This is a genomic window from Microvirga calopogonii, from assembly GCF_003347665.1.
In the GTDB taxonomy this organism is placed as follows: Bacteria; Pseudomonadota; Alphaproteobacteria; order Rhizobiales; family Beijerinckiaceae; genus Microvirga; species Microvirga calopogonii.
Map to the genome: position 1 here is coordinate 249707 of NZ_QDGA01000004.1, position 13737 is coordinate 263443.

A 13737-nucleotide genomic window follows, 5' to 3' on the forward strand; every position below is an offset into this window, starting at 1 on the left:
CAAGCTCCGCCATTGCTTTTCGTCTCCATCTGTCCTGGTGGGATGCCGCAGAAGCGTCCGCGACATCCGCTCTTCACCGCAGAGGCGGATCAGTGAACCGAGAAGTAGTCGCTCGGGTTGTTGTTGATGTCGTCGGCATTGACGTTCACGAGGGTGACCGTGTCGCCATTGCCGAGATCGACGATCGTGTTGTGGCCTACCTGATGGACGCGGCTCGCAAGGTCTTCGGCCGACGCGATATCGGTTCCGTTGATCCCCTTTGAGATCTGCAGGATGTCCTGGCCGGCCTTGAAGTCGAGGATGACGTCGTTGCCGCCGCCGCCGCTGAAGACGAACGTGTCGCCGCCAGCGCCGCCCTGCAGGACGTCGTCGCCGGCGCCACCGTCCAGGATGTCGCTTCCGGATCCGCCGCGCAGGATGTCGTCGCCGGCACCGCCCTGAAGGATGTCGTCACCCGAACCGCCTTCGAGAACATCGGCTCCATCACCACCTTGGAGGATGTCGTTGCCGTTCCCGCCGCGAAGATAGTCGTCACCGGCGCCGCCGAGCAGAATGTCGTCTCCATTGCCGCCGAACAGGATGTCGTTCCCAGCATCGCCCTGGATCACGTCGGCTCCATTGCCGCCGAAAAGAACGTCGTCATCGGCGCCGCCGGAGATCCAGTCGTCTCCGTTGCCGCCGAAGAGCGTGTCCGCTCCGGCGCCGCCCGAGAGAGCATCGCTGTCGTTGCCGCCGAAGATCAGGTCGTCGCCGCCGTTTCCGAAAATCACATCCGGACCGTGCGTGCCGTGCAAGACGTCACTTGAGGCTCCACCACCAATAGTCGCCATATCTCTCATCCTTGTTGTCAGCACCGGGCAAGCCGCGACGCACCCGGTTGCATGTTCGAGCCAAAATGAAGCGCTATTTGCGCAAGGAGATTTCCGGGAGATGATTTGCGTCGAGAATGTCCCGGCAGATACTAAGTAAAGCAATAAGTAGTAGTTGTAAATCCTAAAGTAGTATTTTCATAAAACATCAAAGTGCTAGTATATATAAGGCATTATTGTATTTGATTTGTTTGAATGTATTTTATGAATAAAGGCGAATTGTTTCGAAATTCAAACTATCGTTCAGGAGCGCACGCGCGCCGTTTCTCGCGGGTGGAAAGCGGATGGTCGTGGAGCTGACGAAGGGCTTCGGATCATTCCTCGCGGAATGCGCGGTCGAAGCTTTCGGTGATCGGGGCGAGCAGGTAGTCGACGGCGCGCCTCGGTTTATTGACGATCAGGACCTCGGCCGGCATTCCGGGATAGAGCGTGATCTTGGAATTCGCCTTGAGGCTTTCCGGCGCGATCTCGGCGCGCGCGACGAAGTAGGCGTAATTGTTCCGGTCGTCCATCTGCTGGTCGGCCGAAAGGTAGGTCAGCTTTCCCGCGAGCGGCGGTGTGCTGCGGCTGTTATAGGCGGTCAGGCGAATCTGGACCGGTGCGCCGACGCGAACGGAATCGACGTCGCGCAGGCCGATCTTGGCCTCGACGATCAGCGGCTCGTTCTCCGGCACGATGTCGAGAATAGGCTGTCCGGCACCGATGACGCTGCCCAGGGTATGGGAGCGAATGTTCGTCACGATGCCCCGCTCCGGCGACACGATCTCGACGCGTCGCAGAATGTCGGTCGCGGCGTCTATCCGCCCGACCGTATCGGCCAGTTCCAGCTGCGCGGTCTGGATATCCGATGCGACCTGCTGCTGGAAATCGTTGCCGAGGGAAAGGATCTCCAGTTCCGCCGCGGCCTTGGCCTGCTCCGCCTTCGCCTTGCGGGACATCAGTTCGCCGGCGTTGCCCTGAAGCTGACTTTCGCGCGTCTGCATTTCCGTGAGGCGCGGACGCGGCGCATAGCCTTTCTCGACGAGGCTCGCGATGGCCTTGAGCTCCCGGTCGAGCAGTTCCGATTGTCGGGTATTCGCCTCGGTCTGAGACTTCACGGCCTCGAGTTCCGCCACCTGCTGGGCGATGGTCTTGCGCTGAATGTCGACGCGGCGGTCGAACATCTCGCGCCGTGCCATGAAGAACTTCCGCTCGGCGTTCAGGATCTCCTCGGCCGTCGGTCCGCCCGCTTGGAGCAGGGTGTCGGGAAAGGTGAGGTCGTCCAGGCCGGCCTGCTCGGCGCGCAGGCGCACGAGCCGCGCCTCGAGGCCGAGCCGCCTGGAACGAAGCTGTTCGAGTTCGGCCTTTGCGCGCGTGTCGTCGAGACGCAGCAGGGGCTGTCCGGCCTTCACGACTTCGCCCTCGTGGGCGAGCAGGGTCTTGAGGATGCCGCCTTCGAGATGGCTGATGGTCTTGCGCTTGGAATCGACCACGACGGTGGCCGTTGCGATCGCGGCGCTGTCCAGATGCGCCGAGAAGGCCCATGTGGTGAGGCCGCCGAGGCCGAGGAAGATCGTCGCCAGACCGGCGATCACCGGCCCGCGGTAGGACGGCTCGCCCGGATCCCGAGGAGGGAAGCGGTCCTTCGTCGCTTCGACATTCACGGTCATGTACGTCGCGGGTACGGACGGTTTCCGTTCCATGATGTCCGAACGCTTTCTCATGCGCTTCCTTTCACGACGGCAATCGGCTTCTCGCCGGGGGTGATCGTGCTCACGACGGACGTTCGTGGGCCGAACTGGCTGATCTTGCCCTCCTGGAGGACCATGAGCTTGTCGGCCGCCTGCATGACGGAGGGGCGATGCGCGATCAGGATGACGATGGCGCCGTCGGCGCGCAGGGCCTCGATGGTGCGCACGAGAGCCCTCTCGCCGTCCGTGTCGAGGTTGGAATTGGGCTCGTCGAGTACGACGAGCCGCGGCTTGCCGTAGATGGCCCGCGCCAACCCGATCCGCTGACGCTGGCCGCCGGATAGGGCAAGGCCGCCGTCTCCCAGAGGCGTGTCGTATCCGAGGGGCAGGCGGCCGATCATTTCATGGACATCGGCGAGACGGGCGGCCTCCAGAACCAGCCGCGGGTCGCTATCGCGCATACGGGCGATATTGTCCCGGATCGTCCCGTCGAGGAGCGACACGCTCTGCGGCAGGTAGCCGACCATGTCGCCGAACGAACCGCGCTCCCAGAGATAGACGTTGTTGCCGTCGAGATAGACCCCGCCGGATGTCGGCTTTGTCACGCCGATCAGCGCGCGGGCGAGAGTGGACTTGCCCGCCGCCGAGGGGCCGACGATGCCGAGCACTTCGCCCGGCGACAGGGTGAACGAAATCCCCTTGAGAACGGGCACGTCGGCGCCGGGAGGAGCATAGACAAGCCGGTCGACCGTGAGATCGCCCTGGGTTCTCGGCGTCGGTTTGGTTTCACGCTTGGGGGCCTGGTGCTCGATGAGGTCGGTCACATTCTTCCAGGCCGAAAGCGCCAGCACCCATTGCCGCCATCCGTCGACCATCGAATCGAAGGGCAGGAGCATGCGCCCCATGATGATGCTCGACGCCACCATCGAGCCCGGGCTGACCTCCTGCCGGATGACCAGGATAGCCCCGATAGACAGAACGGCGATCTGCATGGCGTATCGACAGGTGCGGGTGAACGACGCCATGGCGCGGCTCCGGCGCGTCACGACATCCAGAAGATCCTGCGTGTGCAGCTGGGAGTGCCGCCACCGTTCCGAGAGAGCCGGGAGCATTCCCATGGCTTCGATCGCTTCGGCGTGGCGAAGAGTGCCGCCAATTTCGCTGATATTGTGCAATGACGACTCGTTGGCCCGCTTCATGGCTCTGCGCGTCAGGAAATCGGACAGAAGGCTGAGGGAGATGATGATGATGGCCGAGACCAGGGCCACCAAGCCGTAGAGCCAGTGGAGGGCGAACAGGACGCCGAGGAAGATGGGGGCCCAGAACGCTTCCAGCGGGACGCTGATCGCGCTTCCGACGATGAACGACCGAATGTCGTTGAGGTCGCGGATCGCTTGGCCAGACTTGGAGATGCCCTTCGTGACGGAAGCGGATATCGCGGCTTCCAGGACCGGCAGGTTCAGTTTCCTGACCAGTTTGCTCGCCATCACCTGGTACGTGAGGGCGCGCACGTAATCGAGGATGCAGTAGATGACGAGGCCGATCGCGGAGACGATGATCAGCATGATCAGGGTGTCCGTGCTCTGGCTGTTCACGACACGGTCATGGACCTGCAGCATGAAGAGAGGGACGATCAACTGAAGCACGTTGATGACGGCGCTCAGGGCGGCCGCATAGGCCACGCCAGCCGCAAATGCCTTGCGACCCTGGTGGAGGATATCGGCGGCTTCCGAATTGGCCGTTTTGCTCATGCAGGAATGGCTCCAAAAGAGGCAAGGATGCGGCAGATCTCAATTTTGCCTAAAAGTTATTCGAAGAGATTTATGAATCAATGATGGTAGAACGTCTACCCATAAAGTATGATTCGCCTAACAATAAAAAAGCTCTGGCTGAGGAAACAACAGTAAGGGCTATCCAGAGTTGTTTAGTTTAACTCTTGGATATGCCTCCGACGCCAAGAGAAATATTAAATTAGTTCGAGTTTCGAACTAATTTAATTGGCAGATAATGGGGTATAATGTGCAAAATATATCAAATTCCTTGCCTTGGATCGCCGCGCAGGACGAGCCTGAGCCTCAATTGTCCGCAGCTCTGCAGGACCTGTATCGGAGGAGCGATGCACCCGTGAGCCGCACGGAGGATCCCAGGGTGCCTCCAGCGGAGCCGGCAGGCATCAGCCACATCGAGATCGTTCGCGTGATCGAGCGATTGCATCGACGCTCGCTCGATCTCGTACGGGCGGATCTGATCGAAGCCGGTATCGACGATTTGAGCCCATCCCAGGTGATGATGCTGTTCACCATCGGGGCAAGCGAGCTATCGGTGCGCGACCTGATCGAGCGCGGCTACTACCTCGGGTCGAACGCATCCTACAGCCTCAAGCGGCTCGTCGAAGCCGAATATGTCATTCGCACCGCGTCCGAACGGGATCGCCGATCCGCCCGTATCCGCCTGTCGGAAAAGGGCCGTGCCCTGTGCGACATGATCAGGCGAAACGACAAAACCTATCAGCAGCTCATGGCACGCAATGAGGCGGAGATGCGCGATCTGGAGACGACATTCCGGACCTTGAAGCGCATCGAGCAGACATGGAGCAACGCGGTCCGCTATCGCGACATGGGCTCGGACGACTGATCCGAACACACCGCATCATACTTCCTCCTGGTCCGAAGCGGAGACCAACGACGACCCTTGGGTTAGAGCGGGCTCTCATCCCGCTTGATGCGGGGCGTTCCGGCGGCAGGTAGGAAATGGGTGCCGACAGCAGGCGATACGTATTGCAGAGGGTCGATCCTGTCATGTTGCAGAAGATGATTAGAACTGAATCAATTTCCATCCGAAACTCGGACCATGTCATTTTCGAACCGGATTCCGATCGTAAGAAGCTTCTGATCGTCTTTGCGTATATCGACCAGAAGCTCGGAACGCGGTCGCATTCGAGCTTTCTGCGTCATGTGGACTGCAAGAAGCTTTTTCTGAACCCAGGGCGGAATGAATGGTACCAGACAGGAGTTCCAGGTATCGCTTCCTCCTACACAGGTCTCCTCGCATTTCTCCGGGACGTGAAATCGGGCTTTGCCGATCACGAGATCCTGTGCCTGGGGCATTCGATGGGAGGTTTTCCGGCCCTGGGCATTGGCGTCGCCATAGGGGCCGACCGCATCCTGGCTTCTGCCCCGGAATATGTCCTGAACATGCCGAACAGCCTGAGCGTCCGGCATCTGAAGCAGACGCGGGTCGAATGCGGAGACCTGACGCCTGTCCTGTCCGCCAATGCCGGAAGCTCCATCTCCATCCTGGTCGGCAGGCAGAATGCCTTCGACATGGAGGCCGCAACCCGATTGGGCGCGTTTCCCCATACCGATGTGATCGCGTTAGAAACGGGACACAATACGTTTCCCTACCTGAAGGAGGTCGGGAAGCTCGGGGTAACCCTCGAGGCCTTTGTCGAAGGCCGAGACATTCGGTCGATCGTCGCCGACGTATGAGGCCGATGCTGCACTCCTTGAAGAGTGCATCGTTGGGAGCGGAAAACCGGATCCACTTTTCACTGACGTGGCCCTACGGGTCGCTGCGCGGCCCGCTGGGTCCGCACGATGCACTAGCTCTTCGGCTGGCGGATATGCAGAGCGATGGTCTCTTTGAGTTGCTGCACATCCCGAGCATGGAGGGCCGCAACCATGGCGTGATGTTCCCGGCTCGACTGCTCGACGCGAGCCCGCGTGCTCCATTGGCCGGCCAATGCGGATGACGTCCTGCTGCGGAGATCCGTCACCAGGGTGGATAATTCCGGGTTGGAACACAGGCCGAGAAGTTCGCGGTGAAAGGCGAGATTTGCCTCGTACTGCTCCAAGACCGTGCCATGGAGGATCATCTCGTCGAACTTGCGCGCAAGAGCGTCGATCCGCTCGATGGCAGCGGGCGTCGCATTGGCGATGATGCTTTCGACGGCGGCCGTCTCGAGAATGACCCGTAGCTCCAGAATATGGGCTGTCTGGTCGCCGTCCGGCAGAACGACATGATAGCCTCGGTTGGGCACATGCTGCACCAGGCGCTTCTGGGCGAGGTAATCGAGCGCGCGCCGGACGTCGGGGCGGCCGAACCCATACCGCTGTTCGAGATCGATCTGCTTCAGCCAAGTGCCTGGCGAGAAGGTGCCCGATCGGACATCTCGCGCGATCAGATCGGCGACATTCATCCAGGCCTTCTTCAAGGGAGCATCGATCTCGGTCATGTAACGTCGTCACGTCCTGTGGGGTGGCGCTGCTCCAGCTTTAGGCAGAAAGCGGAGCGACCGCAAAATCATTCGCCATCTCTCCTCTTGCATCCCTCAAGCCGTCGTGCATCATATTGGTACCAATTTTGGCAAACATTCAATGCCTCAGGCGCTGAGCCCTCAGGGAATTCGGCTTCAGCGGAATGGCGCAGGGAAAGGGCAAGGCGTGTCGGGAAAGAATGCCTCGGAAATCTGGGATCTGATCGAGGCCAAGCGCGAGGTCTTCTATGCCCTCAGCGATCGCATCTGGGACATGCCCGAACTCAATTTCGAGGAGCACCGCTCCTGTGCCGAGCACGTCGCGATTCTTGAGCAGCAGGGCTTTCGGATCACCCGCAATGTCGCCGGAATTCCCACGGCCGTCATGGGCGAGGCGGGGGAAGGCGGGCCGGTCATCGCCATTCTGGGCGAGTATGACGCTCTGCCGGGCCTGAGCCAGGTCGCAGGCATTGCCGAGCAGAAGCCGCTTGTCGAGGGCGGCCACGGCCACGGCTGCGGCCACAATCTGCTCGGCAGCGGCTCGCTCATGGCTGCGACCGCCGTGAAGGATTATCTCGAAGCTCATGGGATCAAGGGGCGCGTCCGCTATTATGGCTGCCCGGCCGAGGAGGGGGGCTCCGCCAAGGGGTTCATGGTGCGGGCAGGCGCCTTCGATGACGTCGACATCGCCATCTCCTGGCATCCCGCGCCTTTCGCAGGCGTCAACAACCCGATCTCGCTGGCGTGCAACGAGATCAATTTCCATTTCAGCGGGCGGGCGTCGCACGCGGCGGCTTCCCCCCATCTCGGCCGAAGCGCGCTCGATGCGGTCGAGTTGATGAATGTCGGCGTCAATTATATGCGTGAGCACATGCCGAGCACCGCGCGCATTCATTATGCCGTCACCGATACCGGCGGCATTGCACCGAACGTGGTGCAGGCCAAGGCGACGGTGCGCTATCTGATCCGCGCCCGCGACCTGCCCGAAATGCAGGGATTGCTCCATCGAGTGAAGAAGATCGCCGACGGGGCCGCGCTCATGACGGAGACGTCCGTCCGCAGCGAGATCGTCAGCGGCGATGCCAATCTGGTCGGCAACACGCCTCTGGAGCAGCTGATGCACCAGAACCTGGAGCGGCTCGGACCTCCCGTGTTCGACGAGCAGGACAAGGCCTTCGCGGCGGAGATCCAGAAGACGCTCTCAGTCGAGGATATCAAGTCGTCCTTCGCTCGCTTCGGGTTGAAGCCGCGCATGGGCGTTCCTCTATGCGACACGATCTTCCCGCCCGAGAGCGGAGACGGAACGCTGGTGGGATCCACCGATGTCGGCACCGTCAGCTGGGTGGTTCCGACCGTTCAGATGCGTGGCGCGACATACGCCGTGGGCACCCCTGGTCATTCCTGGCAGCTCGTTGCGCAGGGCAAGGCGCCCGCCGCTCACAAGGGCATGGAGCATGCCGCGAAGGTGATGGCCGCGACGGCGGTCGACCTCCTTCTCGATCCGGCACTGATCGACGATGCGAAGGCCGATTTTCGCGAGCGGCTCAACGGCACGCCCTTCGTCAATCCGATACCGGACGACGTCGATCCGCCCGTCACGGCGGGGGAGGTCGCGGCCCAGGCGTGACGGACCATCACTCATTCTTCCAACCACGATAAAACCGAGCGCGACACGCTCGATCATCATCGACAGAGGGATCATCATGAAGACCATCGGTAGAATTTTGGCATTCGCGCTCACCGGCGCGGCGCTCGCGCTTGGGACGGGCGCAATGGCGCAGGAGAAGACCTGGACGAAGGTCCGCATCGCGACGGAAGGCGCCTTCGCGCCGTGGAACTTCACCAAGCCGGACGGCACCCTCGATGGCTTCGAGATCGATCTCTACAAGGATCTCTGCAAGCGCATGAAGGTCGAGTGCACCATCGAGGCGCAGTCCTTCGACGGTATCATCCCGGCGCTGAACGCGGGCAAGTTCGACGCGATCATGGCCGGCATGTCGGCGACCGCCAAGCGCGAAGAGGTGATGGCCTTCACCCAGCCCTACGGCACGACGGGCCAGACCTTCGCGGTCCTGAAGTCGGGCCCCCTCGCAACCATGCCTCTGAACGGCAAGGTCTTCTCTCTTGCCACCAACGAGGCGGGTGCCGCCGCTGCGATCGAGGAGTTGAAGCCCATCCTGAAAGGCAAGACCATCGGCGTGCAGGGCTCGTCGATCGCAGCCAACTTCCTCGACAAGTACCTGAAGGGCACGGCCGAGATCCGGGAATACAAGACCACGGAGCAGCACGATCTCGATCTGACGGCTGGGCGGATCGATCTCATCATGGCATCGACGGCCTATCTGTCGGGCGCTGCGGCAAAGGCCGGCAACGAGGAGATGACGCTGGTCGGGCCGCGCTTCCAGGGCGGAATGCTCGGGCGCGGAAGCTCGGTCGGCCTGCGCAAGAGCGACCCGGAACTGAAGGCCCTGTTCGACAAGGCCATCACGGAAGCGAAGGCCGACGGCACGATCGAGAAGCTCTCGATGAAATATTTCGGCTTCGACGTCACGCCTCGCTGAGAACTCTCCGAGAAACTCTCCAAGACCCTGGTGTCGGAGTCCTGAGCGGTTCCGGCGCCAATCAGCGTGTGCTGAAAATGTTCTCGAGCCGCTCCAATACGTCGAGGAGCGGCTCGGCCTCCGGGCCGAGTTCGTCCAGAATGCGGCGCTCGAACGCCACGGCCTTTGGGATGATGTCCCTGTAGACCTTCAGGCCGAGCGCCGTGAGGGTCAGGATTTCCTCCCGCCTGTCCTCCTCGCTTTCACGGCGTTTGAGCCAGCGCCTCTCCTCCAGCGCCCGCACCGCCCGGCTGACCTTCGTCTTGTGCATGGCCGAGTGCCGGCCGATCTCCTTGGCGCTCATCTGCTCGAACTGGCCCAGCGTGGCCAGGACCCGCCATTCCGGAATCGTCAGGTCGTGGTGCGGGCCGTAGACGGAGCGGAAATCCTGTGACACCGCCGAGGCGATCCGGTTGAGCCGGTAGGGCAGGAATTGTTCGAGCTGGAGTTTGGCCATGGCGTTGTTGGTTACAAAATAGACAGTTACAGTTGTGACCAATTGTGGAGGTCCCGACGATGAATGTCCAGAATCCATCCCTGAAAAGCCAAGCTGCCGAACGGCTGGAGAGCGCCATCCAGCCCGGCTACATGTCCGGTTTCGGCAATGGGTTCGAAACGGAAGCCCTCCCCGGGGCGCTCCCCATCGGCCGCAACTCGCCGCAGAAATGCTCCTACGGCCTTTATGCCGAGCAGCTGTCCGGCTCGCCCTTCACGGCGCCGCGCACCACGAACGAGCGTTCGTGGCTTTACCGGATCCGTCCCACCGTGACCCACTGGGGCGAGTTCCAGAAGGCGGATATCGGCCTGTGGCGCACGGCGCCCGCCGCCGAGGTGGACGTGCCGATCGCGCCCATGCGCTGGAGCCCGATCCCGCTGCCCGAAGAGAGCGTCTCGTTCCTGGAAGGGGTGCACACCATCACCACGGCGGGCGATGCCGGCAGCCAGGCCGGCATGGGGGCCCATGTCTACCTCATCACCCGTTCGATGGTGGACGAGTACTTCTACAATGCCGACGGCGAGATGCTGTTCGTGCCCCAGCAGGGCAATGTCCGCCTGTGGACGGAATTCGGCATCATCGACATCGAGCCGGGCGAGATCGCGGTGATCCCGCGCGGCGTGAAGATCAGGGTCGAGCTGCCGAACGGTCCGGCGCGCGGGTATTTCTGCGAGAATTACGGCGGCGCCTTCACGCTGCCCGAGCGCGGACCCATCGGGGCCAATTGCCTGGCCAATCCGCGCGATTTCCTCACGCCCGTGGCGGCCTATGAAGACAAGGACGCGCCCTCCAAGATGTACGTGAAATGGGGCGGATCGCTCTGGGTGGCCGACATGGATCACTCGCCTCTCGACGTGGTGGCCTGGCACGGCAACTACGCGCCGTACAAGTACGACCTGCGGCGCTATTCGCCCGTCGGACCGATCCTGTACGATCACGCCGACCCGTCGATCTTCACCGTGCTGACGTCGCCGTCCGAGACGCCCGGCACCGCGAACATCGACTTCGTGATCTTCCCCGACCGCTGGCTCGTGGCGGAGAACACCTTCCGGCCGCCCTGGTACCACATGAACGTGATGAGCGAATTCATGGGGCTGATCTACGGCGTCTACGACGCCAAGACCGGCGGCGGTTTCGTGCCGGGCGGCATGTCGCTCCACAACACCATGCTGCCGCACGGACCCGACGTGGACGCGTTCGAGAAGGCGAGCAACGTGGAGCTGAAGCCTCACCGGCTCGAAGGCACCTTGGCCTTCATGTTCGAAACGCGCTTTCCGCAGAAGGTGACGGCGTTCGCCGCGAGCACCGAGTCGCTGCAGAAGGATTACGCTTCCTACGGCCACAAGCTGAAGAAGCACTTCAACCCGAACCAGCGCTGACGGGAAAGACAATCGTGCTCGATCATACCCATGACCCGAAGCGTCAAAGCTTCGTGCCTTCGGCCAACGGCCACCCGGACTTCCCGATCCAGAACCTGCCGCTGGGGATCTTCAGCCCCGGCGACGGTGCTCCGAGGGGAGGGGTGGCGATCGGCGACAAGATCCTCGATCTCACCGAGGCTCTCGCGGCCGGCCTCTTCACCGGCGAGGCTGCGAAGGCGGCGGAAGCCGCATCCGGTGCCGCGCTCAACGCGTTTCTCGCCCTGGGAGCAGGTTCTCGGCGGGCACTCCGCTTGCGGCTCTCCGAGCTGCTGGCACAGGGCAGCCCGGAGCAGGGCAAGGTGGAGAAATGCCTGCACGACGCTGCGGATTGCACGTTGCATCTGCCGGCGCATATCGGCGACTACACCGACTTCTACGTCGGCATTCATCATGCCACCAACATCGGCAAGCAGTTCCGCCCCGACAATCCCCTGCTGCCGAACTACAAATACGTTCCCATCGGCTACCATGGCCGGGCCTCGTCCATCCGGCCGTCCGGCGAGCCCGTGCGGCGCCCGCGCGGTCAGGCGAAGCCGCCGGATGCCGCAGTGCCCAGCTTCGGGCCGGTTCAGCGCCTCGATTACGAGCTGGAGCTCGGGATCTGGGTCGGTCCAGGCAACGATCTCGGCGAGCCGATCCGCATCGATGAGGCATCCGGCCATGTCGGCGGTTATTGCCTGTTGAACGATTGGTCGGCCCGCGACATCCAGGCCTGGGAATACCAGCCTTTAGGACCGTTCCTGTCGAAGAACTTCGGCAGCACCATCTCGACCTGGATCGTCACGCCGGAGGCGATGGCGCCGTTCCGGATCGCTCAGCCGAGCCGGCCGGAGGGCGACCCCGCGCCATTGCCTTATCTGCTCGGTGAGGCGGATCAGCGCGAGGGTGGGCTCGACCTCGAGCTCGAAGTCCTGCTCCTCACGCCGGGCCTGCGGGACAAAGGCCTGCCGCCGCATCGGCTCGCCTTGTCCAATGCGCGGCACATGTATTGGACCGTGGCGCAGATGATCGCGCACCACACCAGCAACGGCTGCAATCTGCAGCCGGGCGACCTATTGGGCACGGGAACGATCTCAGGGCCCGACCGGGAGAGTTGCGGCAGCATCCTGGAGACGACGCTTGGCGGCAGGAAGCCGGTCGTGCTCGCTTCCGGCGAGGAGCGGCGCTTCCTGGAGGATGGCGACGAGGTGATCCTGCGTGCTCGCGGCCGCCGCGAGGGATACGCCCCGATAGGTTTCGGCGAGTGCCGGGCCATGATCCTGCCCGCCCTCTGAGGTCTCCTCCATGAAGCTCTATACTTACTGGAGGTCCACCTCCTCCTATCGCGTGCGCATTGCTTTGGCCTTGAAGAACATCGAGGCCGAGCAGGCCTCCGTTCATCTCGTGCGCAACGGAGGCGAACAGAACGGGCCAGCCTATCGCGCCATCAATCCGCAAGGCCGTGTGCCGGCTCTGGCACTCGACGCGCAGAATGTCATCACCCAATCCCCGGCCATTCTGGAGTACCTGGAGGAGGCGTATCCGCATCCCGCTCTGCTCCCTTCCGATCTCGTCCAGCGCGCGAAGGTGCGCGCCGTCGCCTCGATCATCGGCTGCGATATCCATCCCCTGCACAATGTCGGCCCGCTCAACCACCTGAGAAAGAGCTTCGACCGTTCGGAGCAGGACGTGGCGGCCTGGATCGCCGCATGGGTGGGGCAGGGGCTCGCCGCCGTCGAGGCCCTGATCGGAGACGAAGGCTTCTGCTTCGGACCCGAGCCCGGCATGGCCGACGTCTATCTCGTGCCGCAGCTCTATGCGGCGCGCCGGTTCAACGTGCCGCTGGAATCCTATCCGCGCATTCTGCGCGTGGAAAAGCTTGCCGGCGAACACGAGGCTTTCAGGAAAGCGCACCCATCCGTTCAGCCGGATGCGGAGTAGGCTTTCGAGGCATCCTCGTTTCTGAAAACGCCGACCTCATCCTGAGGAGGTCGCGCAGCGACCGTCTCGAAGGACGATTCAGTGGTCTCTGGAAACGCCCTCGTGCCCGGACAGCGTCCGGGACCTCGAGACGCTTTGCTCCTCAGGATGAGGTCTGGAGGGGTCGGAGAGGAGCGCTCCCTTTCCATCCTCTCCCCCGTCATGGCCGGCCTTGTGCCGGCCATCCCGATTGTTTGACGCGCGGCGCTCTTCGGATCGGGATCACCGGCCCAGGGCTGGTGATGACGGCGCGGGGGTGGTCAGGGCAACGTTATGGCCTCACTTTGTTCTTGACAGAAGGGCCAAGCTCTGCTATATCATTCCCCACTCCCGCCCGGCGAGGGGCGCGCTCGCGAGGCGTCGCAGCACCGGGGCGGGAGGCGGTCCCGCCGCAGGCCTCGCACGCCTGTGGTCGCGGGAGGTCGACCTTGGGTCTCATCCCAGCTGGTCCACCTGAAAAGAACCGC

General features: G+C 62.6%; 12 protein-coding genes. 7 read left to right on the plus strand and 5 right to left on the minus strand.

What is annotated here, in order from left to right:
- Nucleotides 1-89: 89 nt before the first annotated feature.
- The 3 genes from DDF70_RS06840 to DDF70_RS06850 all read right to left on the minus strand — a co-directional run bounded on the left by DDF70_RS06840 (nucleotide 90) and on the right by DDF70_RS06850 (nucleotide 4290).
- Entirely contained in the window at nucleotides 90-830 is a 741-nt protein-coding gene (locus tag DDF70_RS06840) for a calcium-binding protein (RefSeq protein ID WP_114944113.1), read from the minus strand.
- A 353-nt stretch (nucleotides 831-1183) separates the two neighbouring features.
- On the minus strand, nucleotides 1184-2572 hold the full coding sequence (locus DDF70_RS06845) for an HlyD family type I secretion periplasmic adaptor subunit (protein WP_114944114.1): 1389 nt from the start codon (nucleotides 2570-2572) through the stop codon (nucleotides 1184-1186).
- On the minus strand, nucleotides 2569-4290 hold the full coding sequence (locus DDF70_RS06850) for a type I secretion system permease/ATPase (protein WP_114944115.1): 1722 nt from the start codon (nucleotides 4288-4290) through the stop codon (nucleotides 2569-2571). The genes DDF70_RS06845 and DDF70_RS06850 overlap by 4 nt, the downstream gene beginning before the upstream one ends.
- A gap of 373 nt (nucleotides 4291-4663) precedes the next feature.
- Between DDF70_RS06850 and DDF70_RS06855 the strand changes: the two genes are divergently transcribed.
- Both DDF70_RS06855 and DDF70_RS06860 read left to right on the plus strand, forming a co-directional pair.
- On the plus strand, nucleotides 4664-5173 hold the full coding sequence (locus DDF70_RS06855) for a MarR family transcriptional regulator (protein ID WP_245435390.1): 510 nt from the start codon (nucleotides 4664-4666) through the stop codon (nucleotides 5171-5173).
- A 164-nt stretch (nucleotides 5174-5337) separates the two neighbouring features.
- The gene (locus DDF70_RS06860; protein WP_114944117.1) at nucleotides 5338-6027 is read left to right on the plus strand and encodes a hypothetical protein; all 690 of its coding nucleotides are present in this window, start codon (nucleotides 5338-5340) and stop codon (nucleotides 6025-6027) included.
- 113 nt (nucleotides 6028-6140) lie between these two features.
- Here DDF70_RS06860 and DDF70_RS06865 read toward each other — a convergent pair whose 3' ends face one another.
- Nucleotides 6141-6773: a GntR family transcriptional regulator gene (locus tag DDF70_RS06865; RefSeq protein ID WP_114944118.1), complete on the minus strand. Its 633-nt coding sequence runs from the start codon at nucleotides 6771-6773 to the stop codon at nucleotides 6141-6143.
- Between the two features lie 208 nt (nucleotides 6774-6981).
- On the opposite strand from DDF70_RS06865, the gene DDF70_RS06870 reads away from it, so the two are divergent.
- Both DDF70_RS06870 and DDF70_RS06875 read left to right on the plus strand, forming a co-directional pair.
- Nucleotides 6982-8421: a M20 family metallopeptidase gene (locus DDF70_RS06870; protein ID WP_114944119.1), complete on the plus strand. Its 1440-nt coding sequence runs from the start codon at nucleotides 6982-6984 to the stop codon at nucleotides 8419-8421.
- 76 nt (nucleotides 8422-8497) lie between these two features.
- Nucleotides 8498-9355 (plus strand): transporter substrate-binding domain-containing protein, encoded by an 858-nt coding sequence (locus tag DDF70_RS06875; protein WP_114944120.1) that lies wholly within the window; start codon nucleotides 8498-8500, stop codon nucleotides 9353-9355.
- Nucleotides 9356-9416: 61 nt separating this feature from the next.
- Here the strand turns inward: DDF70_RS06875 and DDF70_RS06880 are convergent, their stop codons facing one another.
- The gene (locus DDF70_RS06880) at nucleotides 9417-9851 is read right to left on the minus strand and encodes a MarR family winged helix-turn-helix transcriptional regulator (protein ID WP_114944121.1); all 435 of its coding nucleotides are present in this window, start codon (nucleotides 9849-9851) and stop codon (nucleotides 9417-9419) included.
- Nucleotides 9852-9910: 59 nt separating this feature from the next.
- Between DDF70_RS06880 and hmgA the strand changes: the two genes are divergently transcribed.
- Genes hmgA through maiA form a run of 3 tightly spaced genes read left to right on the plus strand, consistent with a single transcriptional unit; the run spans nucleotide 9911 to nucleotide 13231 of the window.
- Nucleotides 9911-11269: a homogentisate 1,2-dioxygenase gene (gene hmgA, locus DDF70_RS06885; protein WP_114944122.1), complete on the plus strand. Its 1359-nt coding sequence runs from the start codon at nucleotides 9911-9913 to the stop codon at nucleotides 11267-11269.
- A 14-nt stretch (nucleotides 11270-11283) separates the two neighbouring features.
- Nucleotides 11284-12585, plus strand: coding sequence for a fumarylacetoacetase (fahA, locus tag DDF70_RS06890; protein ID WP_170316040.1), 1302 nt, complete (start codon nucleotides 11284-11286; stop codon nucleotides 12583-12585).
- A 10-nt stretch (nucleotides 12586-12595) separates the two neighbouring features.
- Entirely contained in the window at nucleotides 12596-13231 is a 636-nt protein-coding gene (maiA, locus tag DDF70_RS06895) for a maleylacetoacetate isomerase (RefSeq protein WP_114944123.1), read from the plus strand.
- The last annotated feature ends 506 nt before the right edge of the window (nucleotides 13232-13737 follow it).

Coding starts and splice junctions, on each gene's coding strand:
- DDF70_RS06840 (WP_114944113.1), bottom strand. CDS start 830: ATGGCGACTATTGGTGGTGGAGCCTCAAGTGACGTCTTGCACGGCACG.
- DDF70_RS06845 (WP_114944114.1), bottom strand. CDS start 2,572: ATGAGAAAGCGTTCGGACATCATGGAACGGAAACCGTCCGTACCCGCG.
- DDF70_RS06850 (WP_114944115.1), bottom strand. CDS start 4,290: ATGAGCAAAACGGCCAATTCGGAAGCCGCCGATATCCTCCACCAGGGT.
- DDF70_RS06860 (WP_114944117.1), top strand. CDS start 5,338: ATGTTGCAGAAGATGATTAGAACTGAATCAATTTCCATCCGAAACTCG.
- DDF70_RS06865 (WP_114944118.1), bottom strand. CDS start 6,773: ATGACCGAGATCGATGCTCCCTTGAAGAAGGCCTGGATGAATGTCGCC.
- DDF70_RS06875 (WP_114944120.1), top strand. CDS start 8,498: ATGAAGACCATCGGTAGAATTTTGGCATTCGCGCTCACCGGCGCGGCG.
- DDF70_RS06880 (WP_114944121.1), bottom strand. CDS start 9,851: ATGGCCAAACTCCAGCTCGAACAATTCCTGCCCTACCGGCTCAACCGG.
- hmgA (WP_114944122.1), top strand. CDS start 9,911: ATGAATGTCCAGAATCCATCCCTGAAAAGCCAAGCTGCCGAACGGCTG.
- maiA (WP_114944123.1), top strand. CDS start 12,596: ATGAAGCTCTATACTTACTGGAGGTCCACCTCCTCCTATCGCGTGCGC.